General features: G+C 72.6%; 19 protein-coding genes. 6 read left to right on the top strand and 13 right to left on the bottom strand.

Going from position 1 to position 19834, the window contains the following annotated elements; all coding sequences use genetic code 11:
* Nucleotides 1-80 precede the first annotated feature (80 nt).
* Nucleotides 81-2300, bottom strand: a complete 2220-nt coding sequence (locus ACIRPK_RS11625; RefSeq protein WP_403036424.1) for a PQQ-binding-like beta-propeller repeat protein — start codon at nucleotides 2298-2300, stop codon at nucleotides 81-83.
* A 362-nt stretch (nucleotides 2301-2662) separates the two neighbouring features.
* On the opposite strand from ACIRPK_RS11625, the gene ACIRPK_RS11620 reads away from it, so the two are divergent.
* Nucleotides 2663-3304, top strand: coding sequence for a TetR family transcriptional regulator (locus ACIRPK_RS11620; protein ID WP_403036421.1), 642 nt, complete (start codon nucleotides 2663-2665; stop codon nucleotides 3302-3304).
* Between the two features lie 357 nt (nucleotides 3305-3661).
* On the opposite strand, the gene ACIRPK_RS11615 is transcribed toward ACIRPK_RS11620, so the two are convergent.
* From ACIRPK_RS11615 to ACIRPK_RS11580, 8 genes are all read right to left on the bottom strand, one after another.
* A complete protein-coding gene (locus ACIRPK_RS11615) occupies nucleotides 3662-4606 on the bottom strand; it encodes a beta-ketoacyl-ACP synthase III (protein ID WP_403036418.1) in 945 nt (314 codons plus the stop codon).
* Nucleotides 4607-4736: 130 nt separating this feature from the next.
* Entirely contained in the window at nucleotides 4737-5654 is a 918-nt protein-coding gene (locus tag ACIRPK_RS11610) for a L,D-transpeptidase family protein (RefSeq protein ID WP_403036415.1), read from the bottom strand.
* Between the two features lie 134 nt (nucleotides 5655-5788).
* Nucleotides 5789-6952: an aminofutalosine synthase MqnE gene (mqnE, locus tag ACIRPK_RS11605; protein WP_403036412.1), complete on the bottom strand. Its 1164-nt coding sequence runs from the start codon at nucleotides 6950-6952 to the stop codon at nucleotides 5789-5791.
* A 50-nt stretch (nucleotides 6953-7002) separates the two neighbouring features.
* Nucleotides 7003-7965 carry a threonine/serine dehydratase gene (locus tag ACIRPK_RS11600; protein ID WP_403036410.1) on the bottom strand — a complete coding sequence of 321 codons (963 nt, stop codon included), beginning with the start codon at nucleotides 7963-7965 and terminating at the stop codon, nucleotides 7003-7005.
* A gap of 6 nt (nucleotides 7966-7971) precedes the next feature.
* Nucleotides 7972-8433, bottom strand: a complete 462-nt coding sequence (locus ACIRPK_RS11595; RefSeq protein ID WP_057231532.1) for an Lrp/AsnC family transcriptional regulator — start codon at nucleotides 8431-8433, stop codon at nucleotides 7972-7974.
* Nucleotides 8434-8553: 120 nt separating this feature from the next.
* Nucleotides 8554-9204 carry a UbiX family flavin prenyltransferase gene (locus ACIRPK_RS11590; RefSeq protein WP_403036407.1) on the bottom strand — a complete coding sequence of 217 codons (651 nt, stop codon included), beginning with the start codon at nucleotides 9202-9204 and terminating at the stop codon, nucleotides 8554-8556.
* 43 nt (nucleotides 9205-9247) lie between these two features.
* A complete protein-coding gene (locus ACIRPK_RS11585) occupies nucleotides 9248-10546 on the bottom strand; it encodes a condensation domain-containing protein (RefSeq protein ID WP_403036404.1) in 1299 nt (432 codons plus the stop codon).
* A 106-nt stretch (nucleotides 10547-10652) separates the two neighbouring features.
* The gene (locus ACIRPK_RS11580) at nucleotides 10653-12365 is read right to left on the bottom strand and encodes a hypothetical protein (RefSeq protein WP_403036402.1); all 1713 of its coding nucleotides are present in this window, start codon (nucleotides 12363-12365) and stop codon (nucleotides 10653-10655) included.
* Between the two features lie 558 nt (nucleotides 12366-12923).
* Between ACIRPK_RS11580 and ACIRPK_RS11575 the strand changes: the two genes are divergently transcribed.
* From ACIRPK_RS11575 to ACIRPK_RS11565, 3 genes are all read left to right on the top strand, one after another.
* On the top strand, nucleotides 12924-13664 hold the full coding sequence (locus tag ACIRPK_RS11575; RefSeq protein ID WP_403036399.1) for a cyclase family protein: 741 nt from the start codon (nucleotides 12924-12926) through the stop codon (nucleotides 13662-13664).
* 165 nt (nucleotides 13665-13829) lie between these two features.
* Nucleotides 13830-14165: a chaplin gene (locus tag ACIRPK_RS11570; protein WP_403036396.1), complete on the top strand. Its 336-nt coding sequence runs from the start codon at nucleotides 13830-13832 to the stop codon at nucleotides 14163-14165.
* A 118-nt stretch (nucleotides 14166-14283) separates the two neighbouring features.
* Nucleotides 14284-14994, top strand: coding sequence for an MOSC domain-containing protein (locus ACIRPK_RS11565; protein ID WP_403036393.1), 711 nt, complete (start codon nucleotides 14284-14286; stop codon nucleotides 14992-14994).
* A 7-nt stretch (nucleotides 14995-15001) separates the two neighbouring features.
* Here the strand turns inward: ACIRPK_RS11565 and hemC are convergent, their stop codons facing one another.
* The 4 genes from hemC to ACIRPK_RS11545 all read right to left on the bottom strand — a co-directional run bounded on the left by hemC (nucleotide 15002) and on the right by ACIRPK_RS11545 (nucleotide 18812).
* Nucleotides 15002-15937: a hydroxymethylbilane synthase gene (hemC, locus tag ACIRPK_RS11560; RefSeq protein WP_403036390.1), complete on the bottom strand. Its 936-nt coding sequence runs from the start codon at nucleotides 15935-15937 to the stop codon at nucleotides 15002-15004.
* A gap of 17 nt (nucleotides 15938-15954) precedes the next feature.
* Nucleotides 15955-16344: a VOC family protein gene (locus tag ACIRPK_RS11555; RefSeq protein ID WP_403036387.1), complete on the bottom strand. Its 390-nt coding sequence runs from the start codon at nucleotides 16342-16344 to the stop codon at nucleotides 15955-15957.
* Between the two features lie 117 nt (nucleotides 16345-16461).
* Nucleotides 16462-17358, bottom strand: a complete 897-nt coding sequence (gene mqnP, locus ACIRPK_RS11550; protein WP_403036384.1) for a menaquinone biosynthesis prenyltransferase MqnP — start codon at nucleotides 17356-17358, stop codon at nucleotides 16462-16464.
* Nucleotides 17355-18812 (bottom strand): menaquinone biosynthesis decarboxylase, encoded by a 1458-nt coding sequence (locus ACIRPK_RS11545; protein WP_403036382.1) that lies wholly within the window; start codon nucleotides 18810-18812, stop codon nucleotides 17355-17357. The genes mqnP and ACIRPK_RS11545 overlap by 4 nt, the downstream gene beginning before the upstream one ends.
* A 78-nt stretch (nucleotides 18813-18890) precedes the next feature.
* On the opposite strand from ACIRPK_RS11545, the gene ACIRPK_RS11540 reads away from it, so the two are divergent.
* Together ACIRPK_RS11540 and ACIRPK_RS11535 are read left to right on the top strand one after the other, a co-directional pair.
* Complete coding sequence (locus tag ACIRPK_RS11540; RefSeq protein ID WP_403036379.1) at nucleotides 18891-19259, top strand: PLD nuclease N-terminal domain-containing protein; 369 nt, start codon at nucleotides 18891-18893, stop codon at nucleotides 19257-19259.
* 326 nt (nucleotides 19260-19585) lie between these two features.
* A partial coding sequence (locus ACIRPK_RS11535) for a carboxyl transferase domain-containing protein (RefSeq protein ID WP_403036876.1) occupies nucleotides 19586-19834 on the top strand: 249 nt, incomplete at its 3' end.

Below are 19834 nucleotides of genomic sequence, written 5' to 3'. Positions count from 1 at the left end.
AACGCCAGATCTCCTCGCAGGTCCCCGAGCCCCTGGACAGGGCAACTGACCGCCCGGCGAAAAGCCGAGCTGTTCCTCCGTCAGTTGGGCACCGCCGTGCCGTAGAAGGCGTCGAGGGCGTAGACGCAGCGGTCCTTGCTCCCGACGAAGACCCGCCCGCCGACCGCCACCGGGGAGCCGGTGAGTTCGCCCTTGGTGCCGAGCTCCCAGCGGAGCTGCCCCGTGGTCAGGTCGAGGGTGTGCAGCGAGTGGTCCCGGCTGCCCAGGTGGACCAGGCCGTCGGCGACGGCCGGGGAGCCGACCAGTTCGCCGCGTGCGCTGTAGCGCCAGCGCTCCCGCCCGGAGCCGGTGTCGAAGGCGTGCAGGGTGTCCCCGGCCCCGACCAGCACGGTGCCGGCCGAGACCACCACCGGCTCGGCCCCCTGCCGCCGGCCGGTCCGCCCCCGCCAGCGGTCGCGACCCGTTGCGGCGTCCAGCGAGTAGACCGTCCCGAGGTAGTCCGCGACGAACACCGCTCCGCCGTCCACCGCCGGTGGCGTGAAGAGCACCACCGCCGCCTCGAACCGCCACCGCTCGGCCCCGGTCGCGGCGTCCAGGGCGTACACCCGGGTCCCGGAGGTCAGGTACAGCGTGCCCCCCTGCTCGACCGGCCGGGACGGCACCTCCTCGCCGACCTGGAAGGCCCACCGCAGCCGCCCGCCGCGCGGATCGACGCAGCGCAGCCGCCCACCGCCGTAGTAGTACGCCGCACCGGCCACCAGCGCGGGCCCGGACTGCGGGTTCTCGTAGTCCTGCTGGGCGTCGTCGGCCCGCCAGAGCTCGGCGCCGCTGGCGGCCGAACGGAGCTGGACGCCACCGCCCCTGATGCCGCAGCAGAGCACGCCGTCGGCGGCGTCCAACGAGTAGATCCAGCCGTCCAGCGAGTTGCGCCAGCGCTCGGTGCCGTCGGCCACGTCCACCGTGTAGAGGTGCGGACCGTCGGCGGCGTGCACCCGGCCGGCGTCCACGGCCAGCGCCCAGGCCACGTCGCGGGTCTTGTAGCGGCGCTGCCCGGAGCCGATGTCCAGGGCGTGCACCTCGAAGCTGGAGACGAACAGGGTGCCGCCGGCCACCACCGGGGTGCCCCAGACGTCGTTGGACATCCGGAACCGCCAGGGACGCCACCGGGGCGCGGGCGGAGCGGTCGGGGCGGCCCGCCGGACCCAGTCCGTGCCGGGTGCGGCGGCGCCGGTCACGGCGGCGGCCTCCGCCCGCGGCCCGGGCCCTATCGGCACGGCGGCACCGGCCAGCCGGATCTCCCCGGCGGCCGGGGCCCGGCGCCCGGCGATCTTCTCGGTGGCCACCGAGGCGGGGCCCGGCGGCTGCGGCGGCACCGGCGCCACCCGGGCGGGTGCCCCCGAGGGGACGGTCCGCCGGGTGCGCTTGCGCTCGATCAGGTCCAGCGCGACGGTCGGCAGCCAGTCCCCCGCCTCGCCGGCCGCGTCGTCCCGGGAGAACAGGTGCGGGGCCAGCTCGGCCTGGATCTGCGCGGGCGTCGGCCGGTTCTCCGCCGCGGGCCGCATGCAGGCCCGGACCAGGTCGGCCAGCTCGACCGGCAGCCCGGACAGGTCGGCCTGGTCGCGGAGCAGTTGGAAGACCGTCTCCACCGGATTGGCGCCCCGGTAGGGGGCGTGGCCGGTGGCGCAGAAGACCAGCAGCGAGCCGAGCGAGTACACGTCGCTGGCCCCGGTCACGCTGCGGCTGTCCTTGGCCTGCTCCGGCGACATGTACGCGGGCGTGCCGACCGCGACGTTGGTCATGGTGAGCCGGGAGCTGGAGACCCCGGCGGCGATCCCGAAGTCGATCACCCGGGGGCCGTCCTCGACCACCAGCACGTTGGACGGCTTGAGGTCGCGGTGCACCAACCCGGCCGCGTGGATGGACTGCAGGGCCTCGGCGATGCCCGCGATCAGCCAGCGGACGGCGTCCACCGGGAGCGGCCCGCAGTGCCCGATCAGCTCCTCCAGCGAAGGCGCGGGCACGTACGCGGTGGCCAGCCACGGCACCGGTGCGTCGGCGTCGGCGTCCACCACGGCCGCGGTGTAGAAGCCGCCCACCGTCTTGGCCGCCGCGATCTCCCGGGCGAACCGGACCCGGAACAGCTCGTCCTCGGCCAGTTCCCCCCGGACCGTCTTGATCGCGACCCGTCGGCCGGACGCGGAGCGCGCCAGGTAGACCAGGCCCATCCCGCCCGCACCGAGCCGCCCGAGCACCTCGAAGGGCCCGATCCGCCTCGGATCGTGCGCTGAAAGCTGGTCCACTCCGCTGCCACCTCCCCGTCCTGCCGCCACCCGGTCGGGGTGCGCCGCCCCCGATTCTCCAACGCCCGCCCCGCCTGATCCAATCTCCCCCGCCGCCGGGCGAATCGGCGCTGTCCGGCACCCTCCCACCCCGGGGCACCGATCCGGAACTGACGGACCGACGGCTCCGCTCCCTGACGGTCACTCTGTGCGACCCGACCACCCCTCAGCCGACACCCCGTCACGCTGGGGCTCCGTCAGAACACGGGGGGGCATCGTTCGCGGCGGGCCCAGCTGAATATCCGTCGGCTGATCACACCCCGGCTGGAGTAATAGTCACATCACCGAATCGCGCCAAGATCGTGCCACGGTAAGCTGACGGCATGACAGGACAAGTTCGCACCGTCGACGGTCGCGTCGCCGGGCGACGCGGACAGGAGACGCGGCAGAAGCTGCTCGACTGCCTCCGCGAGATGCTCAGCACGTCGCCTTACCGGGACGTCAAGGTCATCGACGTCGCCCGTATGGCGGGTACCTCCCCCGCGACCTTCTACCAGTACTTCCCGGATGTCGAGGGCGCAGTCCTCGAAATCGCCGAGGAAATGGCCGAGGACAGCGTGGAGCTCAAGGAGTTCCTCGATGGAAAGTCCTGGGCGGGAAAGACCGGCTTCACCACGTCAGAAGACCTGGTGGACGGATTTCTCGCCTTCTGGCGCAAGAACGATGCCATTCTCCGAGTGGTCACTCTCGGTGCAGCCGAAGGGGACAAGCGGTTCTTCAAGATCCGCATGAAGGTCCTCAACTCGGTGGCCGGCCCGCTCGGTGAAGCCATCAAGGCCAACCAGGCCAAGACCGACAAGTCGGTCGATCCGGCCGCTCTCTCCGGGTCCCTGGTCTCGCTCCTCGCCTCGGCGGCGGAGCATTCCAAGGCCTTCACCGCCTGGGGCGTGAAGGTGAAGGACCTCAAACCCAACCTCGCCCTCCAGGTCTACCTGGGTGTGACGGGCAAGAAGCCGCCCAAGTAGCCCACCCGTCCACTCCGCGTGCTCCGTCCCGGTCTCCTGTCCGGGACGCGTCGGACGGCGGCCGTGTCCTCGGGGGAGGTTCGCCGACGTTGACCGCGCAGCACGCACCGACCCCGAGAAGGGGCGGCCCACCGGGCCGCCCCTTCTGCATGCCGATCTTCGGGCAGGCGCTCCGGGTCTACGATCCAGGGGCTCGGGGCTCTGCTGACGTGCGGCTCCGCCGCGTGGGCGAAGAGATCTGGCGAGCGGGTCACCGCGAAGGTGCCTGACCACGGTCGGACGGATCGCCTTGTACGAGGCGGGCGTCGCAGTTCCCCGAGCCCCTCGGCCGTAGACCCGGAGCGCCTGCGGAGAAGCTCAGGGGCAGCGGACGACCTGCCCCGCGTACGCGAGCCCGCCGCCGAAGCCGAAGAGCAGGACCGGGTCGCCCGTCCGCAGCTCCCCCCGCTCGACCAGCTTGCTGAGCGCCAGCGGGATCGAGGCGGCCGAGGTGTTGCCGGACTCGACCACGTCGCGGGCGACCACCGCGTCCTCGGCCAGCCCGAGCTTGTTGGCGATCGCGTCGATGATCCGCAGGTTGGCCTGGTGCGCGACGAAGCCCCGGAGTTCGGACGGCTCGATGCCGGCCTTCCGGCAGGTCTCCCGGGCCAGCGGGGCGAGCTGGGTGGTGGCCCAGCGGAAGACGGTCTGGCCCTGCTGACTGATCGTCGGGGCCCAGCCGGTGATCACCACGGCGTCGCCCTTGTCGGGCTCGGAGCCCCAGAGCACCGGACCGATCCCGGACAGCTCGTCAGGAACCGCCTCCACCACCGCGGCCCCGGCCCCGTCCGCGAAGATCACGCAGGTGGTCCGGTCGCTCCAGTCGATGGTGTCGGACATCCGCTCGGCGCCGATCACCAGCGCCCGGGTGGCCGAGCCGGCCCGGATCGCGTGGTCGGCGGTGGCGAGCGCGTAGGAGAAGCCGGAGCAGACGGTGTTGATGTCGTAGGCGGCGGGCGAGCGGATGCCCAGCCGGGCGGCGACGGCGGCGGCGGTGTTGGGGCTGCGCTCGATCGCGGTGCAGGTGGCGACCACCACGAGGTCGATCTGCTCGGGCAGCAGGCCGCTGTTGGCGAGGGCCTTCTGGGCCGCCTCGGTGGCCATGTCGACCAGGGTCTCGTCCTCGGCGAGGTGCCGGGACCTGATGCCGACCCGGGAGCGGATCCACTCGTCGTCGGTGTCGACCAGCAGGGCGAGGTCGTCGTTGGTGAGGACCTTCGGCGGCTGGAAGTGGCCGAGCGACACGATACGGGAGGCGGTCATACCGCCACTCAACAACGTTACCGACCAGTCCGTGGGTGACGCCCGGGTACAAGGTCCGAGGTCGGAAGCTGTAGGGGCCGGACAACAGCCCTTGGTGGGCCTGGACCTTCACCCCGCCCCCAACGGGACCTCAGGCGGCCAGTGCGGCCGCGTCACCCATCACGATCATCGGCTTGGCCGCCGGATCGAGCGCCTTGATCAGTTCGATCATCTGCGCCTCCGGCAGCGACACGCAGCCGTGGGTCGGGCCGCCGTGGTCGACGTGCAGCCAGATGCCGGTGCCCTTGCCGACGCCCTCGGGGTACTTGGTGCTGAGCGGCGAGGTGCCGGGCACCCGGTTGTAGTTGATCGCCACCACGTAGTCGAAGGAGCCGGCCAGCGGTTCGCCGTTGAAGCCGTCGCCGTCGATCACGAACGCCTTGTCCTGGTCGTACGGGAGCTTGCTGCCCGGGTCCGCCTGGCGGCCGCCCGCGTCGGTCAGCGCGTAGACGCCGATCGGGCTGCGCAGGTCGCCCTGGCGGTGGTCGGTGGTCCAGCCCTTGTACGCGTTGTGGCCGGCCCAGACCGTGCCGGGCCTCCAGTGGTTGTCGGCGGTCCGGGTCCACAGCGTGACGGCGGTGTCCGAGCCGTCCTTGTCCTTGCCGGACGCGACCACCAGCTGCCGGGTGTCGGCGGGGATCTGGGCGGTGAACTTGGGGCCGAGACCGGGGATGGTCAGCACGCTGCCGTCGGTCCGGTCCGAGCGGTCGGCAGCGGGCTGCTCGGTCCGCTGCCCGGCCTGGGCGGTGGCGGGGTCCGGGACGGCCGACGAGGCGTCCGGGAGCGGTCGGTCCGGCATCCCGGCGGCGGCGACCTCGGTGGTGGAGCGGCCGGGGCCGACCGTGAACCAGCCCGAGACGGCGGCCAGCAGCATCGCCGTACTGCCCATCAGGGCGCGGCCGGCGCCAGGCTTCTTCTTCGCCTTCCGACGGTGCCCACGAGGCCTGGCCGCCGTGTCGGCGGGCACGTCGCCCCGGCTTCGGGGCTTGGCACGATGGGAACCGGACATACGGACGATCCTTCCAAAGCCGTGGGCCGGAACGGAACCCCTGGCGTGTGGTGAGCCTGTGAGCATACGCCCACTCAGAACACGACAGAGCCCTCCGAGCCGGTTCGGGCTCGGAGGGCGATGTGACGCAGCAGTCAGAGGCGCATCGCCTGCGGGGTCTCCCGGCGGCCGAAGTCCGGGCCCTCGTACTCGCGGATGATCTCGTAGCGGGTGTTCCGCTCGACCGGGCGGAAGCCGGCGTCCCGGATCAGGTCGAGCAGGTCGTCCCGGCCCAGCTTGTTCGGGGTGCCGAAGTTGTCCGCGTCGTGGGTGATCTTGTACTCGACCACCGAACCGTCCATGTCGTCCGCACCGTGACTGAGCGCCAGCTGCGCGGTGGTGACGCCGTGCATCACCCAGAACACCTTGACGTGCGGGACGTTGTCGAACAGCAGCCGGGAGACCGCGAAGGTCTTCAGCGCCTCGGCGCCGGTGGCCATCTCGGTGCGGGCCATCAGCTTGTTGCGGACCACGCCGTCCTTGGAGTCGTGGAAGTCGTGCTGGTAGCGGAGCGGGATGAAGACCTGGAAACCGCCGGTCTCGTCCTGCAGCTCGCGCAGCCGGAGCACGTGGTCGACCCGGTGCCTGGGCTCCTCGATGTGCCCGTAGAGCATGGTCGCCGGGGTCTTCAGACCCTTCTCGTGCGCCAGGCGGTGGATCCGCGACCAGTCCTCCCAGTGGGTCTCGTGGTCGACGATGTGCTGGCGGACCTCCCAGTCGAAGATCTCCGCGCCGCCGCCGGTGAGCGACTCCAGACCGGCGTCGATCAGCTCGTCCAGGATCTCGCTCGCCGTCAGACCGCTGATCCGCTCGAACCAGTGGATCTCGGTGGCGGTGAACGCCTTCAGCGAGACGTTCGGCAGCGCGGCCTTCAACTCCCGCAGGCTGCGCGGGTAGTAGCGCCACGGCAGGGTCGGGTGCAGGCCGTTGACGATGTGCAGCTCGGTCAGCGAGTCGACCTCCATCGCCTTCGCCAGCCGGACGGCCTCCTCGATCCGCATGGTGTACGCGTCCTTCTCGCCCGGCTTGCGCTGGAACGAGCAGTACGCGCAGGAGGCGGCGCAGACGTTGGTCATGTTGAGGTGACGGTTGACGTTGAAGTGGACCACGTCGCCGTTCTTCACGGTCCGCACGTGGTGCGCCAGACCGCCGAGCCAGGCCAGGTCGTCGCTCTCGTAGAGCGCGATCCCGTCCTCGCGGGTCAGCCGCTCACCCGCGTAGACCTTCGCCTCCAGCTCACGCTTCAGCCCTGCGTCCATGCGGTGACCTGCCTCCTCGTGCCTGAAGATCTGACCAAGCGAGCCTACGCCTACGCGGAGAGCAGCTCTGCGAGCAGGCTCGGTTCGATGTTCCCACCGCTGACGACGGCGCCGAACACCCGCCCCTCCAGCTCCGCCGCACGGTGGAAGTAGGCCGCCGCGGCCACCGCGCCCGAGGGCTCGGCGACCAGTCGGCCGCGCCGGGCCAGCACCGCGACGGTGTCCCGGATCTCCTGCTCGGAGACGGTCACGATGTCGTCCACGTACGCCTGGATGTGGTCGAACGGGAGCACCCCGACGCTGGGCGTGCGCAGCCCGTCGGCGATGGTCCGGTAGGTCTGCTCGGTGGGCCAGCTGACCCGCTCGCCGGCCCGGAAGCTCGCCCGGGCGTCGGCGGCCAGCTCGGGCTCGACACCGATCACCCGGACTCCGGGGCAGGCCAGCTTGAGGGCGGCGGCGGTGCCGCTGATCAGGCCGCCGCCGCTGACCGGCACCAGCACGGTGTCCAGCTCGTCGGGGGCGTCCTCGGCGATCTCCAGGCCGACCGTGCCCTGGCCCGCGATGATGTAGGGGTCGTCGTACGGCGGTACCCAGACGTAACCGTGCCGCTCGGCCAGCTCGGCGGGCAGGGTGTCCCGCTCGCCCGGGCCGACCAGGATCACCTCGGCGCCGAAGGCCCGGGTGTTGTCGACCTTGACGGCGGGCGAGACGTCCGGCATCACGATGACGGCCTTGATGCCGAGCAGCTGCGCGGCGTACGCCACCGCCTGCGCGTGGTTGCCGCTGGACTGCGCCACCACGCCCCGGGCCCGCTCGGCCCCGGTCAGCGCGGCCAGCCGGTTGTAGGCCCCGCGGATCTTGAACGCGCCGGTCGGCTGGAGGCTCTCCGGCTTGAGCCAGAGTGCCCGGTCGCCCTGCGCCGCCCACGGGCAGGGCATCAACGGGGTCCGGACCGCCACTCCGGCGATCCGCTGCTGCGCGGCGCGCAGCTCCTCCAGACCGATCAACGTCATCGTCCGCTACTCCCCTGGTTCCAAAGGCAGTTCACTGACCCGGTTCTCCCACTTGGTGGAGAGCACCACGGTGGTCCTGGTCCGTGCGACACCCTTGGTGCCGGACAGCCGCTTGACCACCGACTCCAGGCCCTCCACGTCGGAGACCCGGACCTTGAGCATGTACGAGTCGTCGCCCGCGATGAACCAGCAGTCCTCGACCTCGCCGAGGTCCTTGAGCCGGTGCGCGACGTCCTCGTGGTCGGCGGCGTCGGTGAGCTGAAGGCCGATCAGGGCGGTGACCCCGAAGCCCAGCGAGGCCGGGTTCACGGTGGCGCGGTAGCCGGTGATCACCCCGGCCTGCTCCAGCCGGTTGATCCGGTCCGTCACGCTCGGGCCCGACAGGCCGACCAGGCGGCCCAGTTCGGCGTAGGACGCGCGGCCGTTCTCCCGGAGCGCCTGGATGAGCTGTCTGTCCACCGTGTCCATGTATCCGCCCGCGTCCTTCCGAACCTCTCCAGACCCACAGATCATTATCCGGATTCGAAGGCGTCACACCTGGATCGACCCGGATATCGCAATGAACATACCTTCCCCGGGCCGATCCGCTCACGCGACCTTCCCCCCGTCGCCCAACTCACCCGCCCAGCGCCGGTACAGCGTGTGCGGCACACCCACCGCGTCCAGCACCCGGCCGGCCACGAAGTCCACCAGTTCACGGGCCGTGGAGCCCCCGGCGTAGAAGCCCGGCGCGGCCGGCAGCACCACGGCGCCCTGCGCGTCCAGCTCCACCAGGTGCTTCAACGTCACCCCGTTGAGCGGTGTCTCGCGCAGGCAGAGCACCAGCGGCCGACGCTCCTTCAGGGTGACGCTGGCGGCCCGCTGGAGCAGGTCCTTGCTCAGCCCGAGCGCGATCCCGGCCACCGCGCCGGTGGTGGCCGGGACCACCAGCATCCCCTTGGCCGGGTACGAGCCGCTGGACGGCCCCGCCGCGAAGTCACCCGCCGCCCAGTACCGGACGCCGTCCAGGTCCTTGGTGCCCAGCCACTCCGCCAAGTCGGCCCGCCAGTGCGCGTCCCGGAACGCGATGCCGGTCTCGTCCAGGATGGTCAGCCGGGCGGCCCGGCTGACCACCAGGTCGACCGTCTCCCCGGCGGCCAGCAGGGCCCGGAGCACCGAGGCGGCGTACGGCGTACCGGACGCCCCGGAGACCCCGACCACCCAGGGTCGGCGGGGCGGCTGCTGTCGATCACTGCTCATACCGGGCACGATAGTCCGGCCCGGGCCGGACGACCGCCCGGGCTCAGCCCTGCTGCCGGGCCTGGTCGAGGACGGTGCGCTCGATGGTGCGGAGCAGCCGCTCGATGTCGGCGGGGGTGAACAGCTGGGTGTCGGCGGTCATAGCGATCTCGACGGCGGCCGGCTTGTCCGCCATGTGCAGGACGTAGCTGACGGTGCCGCCGTGGTCGGTCGCGGGCTCCCAACTGAGGGTGGACGGGCCGGCCGCTTCGGGTGACCAGTCCGCCGGGGCGGGTTCGGGCGCGGCCACCCGCTGGTCGTTGTACCAGCAGGACCGCTCGAAGACCACGCCCGGATCCGCCGCGTACGGGGCGAGGTCGGCCTCCAGGGCGCGCTTGTCGTAGAAGGCGCTGCGGTAGGTGGCCAGCGAGGCGCTCCTGGTCCGGGCCAGCAGCTCCCCGAAGTCCGCGGCGTCCTCGGTGCGGACCGCCAGGTAGCCCTCCATCGCGAGCGGGCCGCTGGCCCGGCCGAGCCCGCTGTGGAAGCGGTTGTTGACCATCAGTTGGAGACCGCACCGGCCGGTGCCCGCCCAGTCGGCCATCGTCTCGGCGGTCGCCGCCAGCAGGACGCTCGCGGTGCTGGTCCGGTGGGTCTCGCCGACCCGGGCGAGCGCGCCCGGCAGCGCGGGCGAGAGCAGGTGGGCCCGGCGGTAGCGCGGCGCCCCCGGCTCGCCCGGCGGGACCGCGGCGACCTGCGGGGCCCGGGCACCTGCCGCCGCCGTCCGCCACTGCCGACGCGCCGCCGCGTCCAGCCGGCGGCCGCGCGGGGAGGACTGCTCGGCCGCCTGCTCCAGGGTCTGCAGCACCCCGGCCTGCTCGGCCTCGGCCCGGACCTCGACCGGGTCGGCCCCGAGGCTCAGCGCCTGCAGGTCGCCCTGCAGCCTGGGCAGGCCCCAGGCGTCGGCCGCCGTGTGGGAGAAGATCATCACCACGTGGTGGACCAGCCCCTCGGAGACCACCGCGCCGAACCGCACCGGCCACTCCCCGGCGTAGTCGAAGGCCCGTCCCCAGAGCTCGTCCCGCAGCGCGGCACCGATCCCGGCCGCCTCCGCCGGGCCGCCGGGCCGCAGGTGCAGCGGCGCGCTGCCGTCCCCGTCCAGCTGCTGGCGCAGCTCCCCGTCCGGTCCGGCCACCACCCGGGTGCGCAGGGCGTCGTGGACGTACAGCAACCCGCTGAACGCCCGCTCGACCACCGCCAGCGGCATCCCGCCCGGGACCGGGCCGTCCAGCGGGACGTTGTACGCGTGGTCACCCGGCCGCAGCTTCTGCAGCGCGGTCCAGATGGCGTGCTGACCCCAGGTCACGGGGCCCTCCCCGGTGCGGGCCCCGGTGCACGGGACCGGCAGCGTGGTTACCTCGGTGTTCACACGACTCCCTTTCGTTCCACAGCAGTTCGACCAGGTCGGGCATTCAGAGCGCTCGGGCCACGGCCGCGTACCTGACGGCTCGGTAGTACGTGTCCAGCGCGGTGGCGGGGCCGCCGGAGCCCAGACCGGGCAGCCGGGGACGGTTGCACCGGGCGGCCACCCGCAGGCTCATCGGGAGCACGTACGGGCCGTCCGGCTCGCCCGCGCGGCCGTCCCACCACCTCTCCGCCCGGTCCAGCACGGCCAGTTGGTCGACCGGACGGACCGACCGCACCACCAGGGCGGCCGCCCGGCTGCTGAACCGGCGGTCCGGCCCCGCCCTGCGGGCCCCGGCGGTCACTGCCAACATCGCTCGGGCGTCCGGGAGTTCGCAGGCCAGCAGGGTCAGTTCCAGCTCCTCCGGCAACGGCGCCGACCGGTCGGGCAGCACCCGGAGCCGTTCGTACGGCAGCGGGGCGAGCGCCCGGCCGAGCTCCGCCGGGCCGGACGGACAGTACGGGCAGGGCAGGCAGCGCACCGCGACCGGCGGGGACTGCTCGGGCGCCGGAAAGGTCAGTGCCTCGGCCTCGCGCCGGGCCAACGCCCCGGCCGGGCCAGGCAGTTCGTGGACCTCGTCAGGGGCGTGGCAGGCTGCCGCCCGAGCGCCCGCCGCCAGCGCCCGGAGCGCCAGACCGGTGACCGCCTCCACCACGGCGGGGGTGAGCCTCCGGGCGTCCCGCTCGGCCAGACCGGACAGCACCCAGGTGCGCAGCGCCGCCGCGCGGTCCACCGGCCTGCCCGCCGGCGGGGCGGCGTCCCGGCCGAGCAGCCAGCCGGCGGCCCACACCTCGCGCAGCGTCCCGACCGGCAGCCCGGCCGGACCCGCGGTCCGCTCGAAGTCCCGGATTAGGGCGGCCGGATCGGCTCCGAGCAGCGGGGCCCAGTCCGCCCAGGACCAGGCGAACGGGTGCCCGGCCGGTTCCTGATCCCGCATCAGCCGAATCAGGCAGCGCGAACGCACCAACTCGACGGCGTAGTGCAGGCCGCCCGTCGTCCGGGGCGGCTCCCCGCCGCCGGGGACCGGCCCCGACCAGTGGCCGGCCGGCAGCGGGGCGTCCGTCGGCACCGCCGCGTGCCGTGCCCCGTGCTCGCCGTTGCCCGCCAGGCTCGGCCCGGCCTGGTGCTCCAACAGGTGCGGTACGGCGGCCAGCACGGTCAGCCCGGCCTCGGCGCAGTACCGGACGATCAGTTCGTCGTCGTCCTTCAACTCGTCCGGGAATTCCGCCAGATAGGCCGCCAACCCACGGGCGGCCGCGGCCGGGAGGGCCAGGCCCAGGGTCGGCACCCACTCCCGGGGGGCCAGCGGCGCCCAGGGTGAGCCGGCCACCGCCGCCCGCCGGGCCAGGTAGGCGTTGTACGGACTGTTCCAGTTCACGTAGAGCGCCACCGCGTCCCGGGGGCGGGCGGTGAGCACCGCCGTCAGCTGGGCGGCGAACCCCGGCACCGGGGTGACGTCGTCCTGGAGCACCACGTGGTGGGTGGCCCCGGGCGGCACCGCGGCCCAGGCCAGCTTCGCGGTCCGCAGCGGGCTGGGCGGTCCGAGCGGACACGGGTCCGCCACCGGGGTGACCGGCAGCGGGGCGCAGGCCGCCGCCAGCCGGGGCAGGGCCGCGGCCCTGGCGGGGTGGTGCATCACCGCCAGGCTGATCCGGGGCGGCCGGTCGGCCGGGCCCCGGGCGTCCTCGTCCTGCGGCCGGTCGTCCAGTGCGGTCAGCACGTCTCGCCTCTTCCGTCCGGTGTCCCGTGGATGTCCCGGGAGGCCCGTCGGAGGCGACGTCCCGGAGCGGGCCGAAAATACCGGCCCGCTGAATCGACTGGTCTGCGAGCAGCGAATACCGGGCCGCCGACCGGGAGGGTTCGGGGAAAAGCACGAACGACAATTATCGGAAGTCTTCGAACAATCCGCAGCAGTGCCCGCCACTGCGGAATTCACGACCCGGCGTCGACCCCGGAACTCCGGGACCAGGCCGCCTACGGGCCGTGGGGCGGGGCCGGCGGGGCGGACGAAATCCCCCTCGGCGCCCAATTCCACCCCTCTTCAGGGATCGACCCGGCGGGGCGCACACCCACCGGCCACGCCGAGTAACCTACAGTTCGCCCGATCGGCGGGCAAGACTCGTCCACGCCCATTCCCTAATACGTCCGGACCCGGACCTGACGGCCCGTCGGCGGGAATTGCGGGCGGTACGGACGGCCGGCGATTCCAGCTCGCACCCGGCCGGCGGGCCGGGGCGAACGGTGTGCCGCGTCCCGGCCGACGGGCCAGGATGGACCCATGCCGCCGACGCTGATCGACCTCACCCACCCGGTCACCACCGGGATGCCGGTGTACCCGGGCGACCCGGCCGTGTCGCTGCGACCGGCCCTGACCACCGCCACCGACGGGGTCAACGTGCTGTCCCTGCACCTGGGTTCGCAGTCCGGCACGCACGTGGACGCGCCGTACCACGTGGACGTCACCTGGCCGACCCTGGACGGGCTGCCGCTCGGCCTGTTCACCGGCCGCGCCGTGCTCGCCGACCTGCGTGACCTGGCCCCGCGCACCGGGGTGACGGCCGGTCAACTCGCCCCCGCGCTGGCCACGGTGACACCCGGCGCCGTCCTGCTGCTGGTCACCGGGTGGCACCGGTACTGGGCCACCGACCACTACTACGCGCACCCGTGGCTCACGCCCGGCGCGGCCGAGGCGATCGTCGCCGCCGGGGTGCGCAGCGTGGGCGTGGACGCGCTGAGCATCGACCCGACCCCCGATCCGGGGCCGGCCGACCCGGCGGTGGCCGCCCTGCTCGCCGACCTGACCGACGAGCACGACCCCGCCCCGGACGCCCCGACCCTGGCCGCCCACCGGACGCTGCTCGGCAGCCCGGACGGCGCCGTCCTGTGCGAGAACCTCGCCGACCTGACGCCGCTGCTGGACGCCTCGGCGGCCGGGCTGGCCGTCACGGTCTCGTTCTTCCCGCTCCGCCTGACCGCCGCCGACGGCGCCCCGGTCCGGGCGGTCGCCCGGCTCGGATAGCGGCCGGACCGGAGCGCGACCCGCAGGCAGATTGCGGCGGAGCGCCTCCCGGGTCGGCCACTTGCCCCAGTCAATCCGACGACAGGTGTGATTCCGACCGTTCGACCGGGTGACCGATCCCGACGGCGCAGCTGACCCGGGGCGAAACCGGATACTCCTTCCGACATGAACCGAACCAAGAAGTTCGCGGCGACCGTCGGCCTCGGTGTCGCCCTCGCCCTCGGCTGCACCGCTCCGGCCCTCGCCGACTGCGAGGACCAGGGCCCGGTCCAGCAGGCGCCGGTCCAGCACCAGGAGGAGCACGCCCCCGAGTTCACCGGCGGCGGCAACACCTGCGTGAACACCGGCGGGGCCAGCGCCTCCGCCGTCGTGGTGGGCTCGCCCGGTGTGCTCTCCGGCAACAACGTCCAGATCCCGATCAGCATCCCGATCAACATCTGCGGCAACTCCGTCAACGTGGTCGGCGTCGGCAACCCCGTCGGCGGCGGCGGGAACAACTGACCTTCTCCCCCTACGAGTCCGGGGCGGTCGCCGGGTCCTCCGAGGTCCGGCGGCCGCCCCCGCCACCCGTCCGCTCTTGGTCTAGACCATCCCCCGGCGACGGCGCTAGGCTCCCGCCATGGCAGAGATCATCGGGGTGATCGAGCGGCTGTGGCGCTACCCGGTCAAATCGACCGGGGGCGAGCGGCTCGACTCCGTCGAGGTGGACGAACGCGGGCTGGCCGGGGACCGGCTGTACGCGGTCCGGGAGAGCACCGGCCGGATCGGCTCCGGGAAGAACACCCGACGGTTCCGCCGGATGGACGGCCTGCTCCGGCTCGGCTCCCGGCTCGGCAACCGGCTGACCGCCCCCGAGCTGCTCGACCCGCTGGGCCGGCCCGTACCGGACCCGAACGCCTTCCTGGCGGCCTACCTCCAGCGCGACGGCGTCGAACTCGCCCGCGAGGACACCGTTTCGCACTTCGACCACCTGCCGGTCAGTGTGCTCAGCACCGCCACCCTGGACTGGATCAGGGCGGCCCTCCCGGACACCGTGGTGGACGAGCGCCGGTTCCGCCCCAACATCCTGCTCCGCACCCCGCCGGGCACCGCCCCGTTCGTCGAGGACAGCTGGTTCGGCCGCCCGGCCGGCGTCCCGGGCGGGCTGACCCTGGCCTTCGTCCAGGCGGGCCGACGGTGCGTCATGTCCGGTACGGCGCAGCCCGGTCTGCCGCACGCCCCCGAGATCCTCAAGGTGCTCACCCAGGCGCACGACGCCCGGCTGGCCGCCCTCGCCACCGTCGCCCGCCCCGGGCACCTGCGGGTCGGCGACCCGCTCACCCTCGCCTGACGGCGGGTCAGTGCGGGATGGCCGCGATCAGCTCGTGCGCGCCCTGCCGCTTGAGCGCCAGGGCGACCGAGGTGCCGAGGTCCTCGGGGCTGAGCGCGCCCGCCCACTCGTGGGCGTCCAGGATCTGCTTGCCGTCCGGGGAGAACACCCGGCCGCGCAGCGCCAGCCGCCCGTCCGGCTCGGCGGTCGCGTACCCGGCGATCGGGCTGTTGCAGTGGCCCTGCAGGACGTGCAGGAACATCCGCTCCGCCGTCGCCTCCCGCCAGGTGTCGTGGTGGCCCAGCCCGGCGGCGGCCTCGATGGTGGCGTGGTCGCCCTCCCGGCACTGCAGGGCCAGCACGCCCGCGCCGATCGGCGGGCACATCGTGTCCAGCGGGAGGATCTCGGTGATCCGGCCGCTCTCGCCGATCCGCTCCAGACCGGAGGCCGCCAGCAGCAGGGCGTCGGCCTCCCCGGCCTCGAGCTTCGCCAGCCGGCTGTTGGCGTTGCCCCGGATCGGTACGCACACCAGGTGCGGGTGCGAGGCGGCGAGCTGGGCGATCCGGCGCACCGAGGAGGTGCCGATCCGGCTGCCGGGCGGGAGCTGGTCAAGCGTCAGACCGCCGGGGTGGATCACCGCGTCGCGGATGTCGTCCCGTCGCAGGTAGCCCGCGAACACCGTGCCGGCCGGCAGCGGCCGGTCGGCGGGCACGTCCTTGAGGCAGTGCACCGCGAGGTCGGCCTCGCCGGCCAGCAGCGCCTGGTCGACCTCCTTGGTGAACGCGCCCTTCCCGCCGAGCTTCGCCAGGTCGCCCATCCAGCGGTCGCCGGAGGTGACCACCGGCACCACCTCGGTCCTGATCCCCGGGTGCAGCACGGCGAGCTCGGCCCGTACCCGCTCCACCTGGGCCAGCGCCATCGGCGAGGAGCGGGACACGATCCTGATCAACTCAGCGGAAGACATGGCGACATGATAGGGCGTCAGACCGGCCCGTCCTGGCCACCGCCGCGCACCAGGCAGAACGGGTGACCGGCCGGGTCCAGGTAGACCCGCCACCCGGTCTCGACGTCCTTGCGCACCGCGCCGAGCTCCAGCACCCGGGCCTCCGCCGCGTCCAGGTCCTCGACCTCGACGTCCAGGTGGAGCTGCTGCGGGTGGGCGGGGTCCGGCCAGCGCGGCGGGCGGAAGTCCTCGACCCGCTGGAACCCGAGCACCATGCCGCCGGGGACGTGCACCGTCGACCAGTACTCGTCCAGCGACCAGCGCGGGTCGGGGCGGTCCACCTCGCCGCCGAGCAGGGCGGCGTAGAACTGCGCCAGTCCGGCCGGGTAGTGGCAGTCCAGCACCACGCACTGCAGCTTGCCGATCATCGGGACCACTCCCTGGGCAGACGGGGACCTGTGCCCCTCCAGCATCCCGCCGAACCTGCCCCGAACGGCGCACCCCACACGGCGCACCCGCCGGGAACCGCTCCGGAGCTGCACAGGTCAGAGGCGCAGGCCCCGCAGCACCAGGTCCAGCAGGGCGAAGGCGAAGAGGGACATGCCGACGAAGCCGTTGGTGGTGAAGAAGGCACGGTTCAGCTTCGAGAGGTCGTGCGGCTTGACGATGGTGTGCTCGTAGACGAAGGCGCCGGCGACCACCACCAGGCCGACCCAGAAGGCCGGGCCCGCGTCGGTGAGCAGGGCGTACCAGACCAGCAGCGCCAGGGTGACGGCGTGACAGGCGCGGGCACCGTACAGCGCGGCCGGAACCCCGAACCGGGCCGGGACGGAGCGGACGCCCTCGGCGCGGTCGGCGGTGACGTCCTGGGTGGCGAAGATCAGGTCGAAGCCGCCGATCCAGATGCCGACGGCCAGGCCGAGCACGACCGCGTCCCAGGACCAGCTGCCGGTGACGGCGAGCCAGGCACCGATCGGGCCCATCGCCTGGGCCAGGCCGAGGATGGCGTGCGGGAAGTCGGTGAACCGCTTGCCGTACGGGTAGACCACCATCGGCACCACGGCGACCGGGGCGAGCAGCAGGCAGAGCGGGTTGAGCAGCGCGGCCGAGCCGAGGAAGACCAGCAGCGCGACGGCCGAGCCGACGTACGCGGTGCGCATCGAGACGGCACCGGTGACCAGTTCGCGGTTGGCGGTGCGCGGGTTCCGGGCGTCGATCTCGCGGTCGATGATCCGGTTGGCGGCCATCGCGAAGGTGCGCAGGCCGACCATGCAGACGGTGACCAGGGCCAGCGTGCCCCAGTGCATCCGACCGTCGTGAAGGTACATCGCGGTGAAGGCGGCGATGTAGGCGAACGGCAGGGCGAAGATCGAGTGCTCGATCAGCACCAGGTTGAGAAAGGCCCGGACCTTGTTCGGCGGGACGGCGGCGATCGCGCTCACAGTCCGTACTCCTTCCAGCGCTTGGTCACCAGGGCGGCGGTCTCCGGGTCGGAGCTGACCATCTCGGGCCAGCCGCCGTCCCGGGTGTAGCCCTCCTCGGGCAGCTTGCGGGTGGCGTCGATGCCCGCCTTGCCGCCCCAGAACTGCTGGTAGGAGGCGTGGTCCAGGTGGTCCACCGGGCCCTCGACCACGGTCAGGTCGCGGCTGTAGTCGGTGTTGCCCAGGGCCCGCCAGGCGACCTCCTGGTAGTCGTGCACGTCGCAGTCGGCGTCCACCACGATGATCAGCTTGGTCAGCGACATCATGTGCGCGCCCCAGATCGCGTGCATCACCTTCTGGGCGTGCTTGGGGTACTTCTTGTCGATCGAGACGATCACGCAGTTGTGGAAGCCGCCCGCCTCGGGCAGGTCGTAGTCCACGATGTCCGGGATGATGATCTTGAGCAGCGGGAGGAAGAACCGCTCGGTGAACTTCCCCAGCGGCCCGTCCTCGGTCGGCGGCCGGCCGACCACGATCGACTGCAGGATCGGCCGCTTGCGCATCGTCACGCAGTCGATGGTCAGCGCCGGGAACGGCTCCTGCGGCGTGTAGAAGCCGGTGTGGTCGCCGAACGGGCCCTCGGGCAGCATCTCGCCGGGCTCCAGCCACCCCTCCAGCACCACCTCGGCGTCGGCCGGGACCTGGAGCGGGACGGTCTTGCAGTCCACCATCCGCACCCGCTCACCGGCCACGAAGCCCGCGAACAGGTACTCGTCGATGTCACCGGGCAGCGGCGCTGTGGCCGCGTACGTCACGGCGGGCGGGCAGCCGAAGGCGATAGCGACCGGCAGCCGCTCGCCGCGCTTGGCGGCCACCGCGTAGTGGTTGCGGCTGTCCTTGTGGATCTGCCAGTGCATCCCGATGGTCCGCCGGTCGTGCCGCTGCAGGCGGTACAGCCCGAGGTTGCGGATGCCGGAGTCCGGGTCCTTGGTGTGGGTCAGGCCCAGGTTGAAGAACGAGCCGCCGTCCAGCGGCCAGGTGAACAGCGCCGGGAGCTGGTCCAGGTCGACCTGATCGCCCGTCAGCACCACCTCCTGGACCGGCGCGTCCGAGGACTTCACGTTCTTCGGCGGCACGTGCGCCATCGAGGCCAGCTTGCCGAACGCGTCCCGGAAGCCGGTGAAGCCCTGCGGCAGCTCCGGCTTGAGCAGCCCGGCGATCTTCTCCGAGATCTCCTCCGGGCCCTTCAGGCCGAGCGACTTGGCGAGCCGCCGCTCCGTCCCGAAGACGTTCATCGCCAGCGGCATCGAGCAGCCCTTGACGTTCTCGAAGAGCAGCGCGGGGCCCTTGGCCTTCTGCACCCGGTCGACGATCTCGCCGATCTCCAGGTGCGGATCGACCTCGGTCTTGATCCGCTTGAGGTCGCCCTCTCGCTCCAGGGCCCGGAGAAACGAACGGAGATCGTCGTATGCCATGCGTGCCAGTATCCGATACGGACTACCCTGGCCACGCCAAGAGGGCCCGACCTGCTGCTCCCCGGGGGACATCGAACCGTGCTGAGGATTCTGCCGCCACTGCTCCTGCTCGCCCTCTGGATCTGGGCGTTCATCGACTGCCTGACCACGCCGGAGCAGGAGGTGAAGCACCTGCCCAAGGTGGCCTGGGTGATCATCGTGCTGCTCTTCCCGCTGGTCGGCTCGATCGCCTGGCTGGCCATCGGCAAGCGGCGCGGCGGCCCGACCTCGGCCCGGGCCACCGGCCGCCAGGTCGCTCCGGACGACAACCCCGAGTTCCTCGCCTCGCTGAAGAAGGACCAGGGCGACCGGGACGCCGAGCTGCTCAAGGAGTGGGAGGCCGACCTGCGCCGCCGCGAGGAGGAGCTCCGCGACAAGGGCGACGGGGAGAACCCCGACAAGCGCTGACCGGCTTTGGCGCATCCCTACGAGCCCGGACACCTCCCGGCAGTCGGCGAAAACCTGCCCCGAACCCCCTGAATATGCGGCCTGACCTGCGCATCTCCCCCTGCGCCGGGCACCGCGCAGAGTCCGTCGAGCGGCCCGGCCGGGTTTTCGGCCGGGCCGCTTTCTGTACAGCCCTGACAGCTTCTGGCGCCCGACCTTGTACGGAATCGACGCCGAACCGGAGCCATGATCCCTCGTACTGTCGTAGGTGAAGAAGTGTTCGCAGCGACCGGCCCGCCACAGCGGCCCGCCGCCGGACAGTTCCCTCAGACTTGGAGTGGTTCGAGATGACGGTTCTGCACGAGGCGCCCGCCGGTGGCGAGATCCCCGAGACCCCGGCCGACGCCCGGGGGCGAGTGGCCGAACTGCACGAACTCCGCAGCCGGGTGCTGCGTGGCCCGAGTGACAAGGCGACCGAGGCGCAGCATGCCAAGGGGAAGCTGACGGCTCGTGAGCGGATCGGCCTGTTGTTGGACGAGGGGTCGTTTCGTGAGGTGGAGCCGTTGCGTCGGCATCGGGCGACGGGTTTCGGTCTG

The sequence above is a fragment of the Kitasatospora sp. NPDC101801 genome (assembly GCF_044766665.1).
In the GTDB taxonomy this organism is placed as follows: Bacteria; Actinomycetota; Actinomycetes; order Streptomycetales; family Streptomycetaceae; genus Kitasatospora.
This window is presented reverse-complemented; position numbering and strand designations above follow the sequence as displayed.

Bases quoted from the DNA above. Each gene is read 5' to 3' on its own strand.
- ACIRPK_RS11620 (WP_403036421.1), top strand. From the start codon at position 2,663: ATGACAGGACAAGTTCGCACCGTCGACGGTCGCGTCGCCGGGCGACGC.
- ACIRPK_RS11615 (WP_403036418.1), bottom strand. From the start codon at position 4,606: ATGACCGCCTCCCGTATCGTGTCGCTCGGCCACTTCCAGCCGCCGAAG.
- ACIRPK_RS11610 (WP_403036415.1), bottom strand. From the start codon at position 5,654: ATGTCCGGTTCCCATCGTGCCAAGCCCCGAAGCCGGGGCGACGTGCCC.
- mqnE (WP_403036412.1), bottom strand. From the start codon at position 6,952: ATGGACGCAGGGCTGAAGCGTGAGCTGGAGGCGAAGGTCTACGCGGGT.
- ACIRPK_RS11600 (WP_403036410.1), bottom strand. From the start codon at position 7,965: ATGACGTTGATCGGTCTGGAGGAGCTGCGCGCCGCGCAGCAGCGGATC.
- ACIRPK_RS11595 (WP_057231532.1), bottom strand. From the start codon at position 8,433: ATGGACACGGTGGACAGACAGCTCATCCAGGCGCTCCGGGAGAACGGC.
- ACIRPK_RS11590 (WP_403036407.1), bottom strand. From the start codon at position 9,204: ATGAGCAGTGATCGACAGCAGCCGCCCCGCCGACCCTGGGTGGTCGGG.
- ACIRPK_RS11575 (WP_403036399.1), top strand. From the start codon at position 12,924: ATGCCGCCGACGCTGATCGACCTCACCCACCCGGTCACCACCGGGATG.
- ACIRPK_RS11570 (WP_403036396.1), top strand. From the start codon at position 13,830: ATGAACCGAACCAAGAAGTTCGCGGCGACCGTCGGCCTCGGTGTCGCC.
- ACIRPK_RS11565 (WP_403036393.1), top strand. From the start codon at position 14,284: ATGGCAGAGATCATCGGGGTGATCGAGCGGCTGTGGCGCTACCCGGTC.
- hemC (WP_403036390.1), bottom strand. From the start codon at position 15,937: ATGTCTTCCGCTGAGTTGATCAGGATCGTGTCCCGCTCCTCGCCGATG.
- ACIRPK_RS11555 (WP_403036387.1), bottom strand. From the start codon at position 16,344: ATGATCGGCAAGCTGCAGTGCGTGGTGCTGGACTGCCACTACCCGGCC.
- ACIRPK_RS11545 (WP_403036382.1), bottom strand. From the start codon at position 18,812: ATGGCATACGACGATCTCCGTTCGTTTCTCCGGGCCCTGGAGCGAGAG.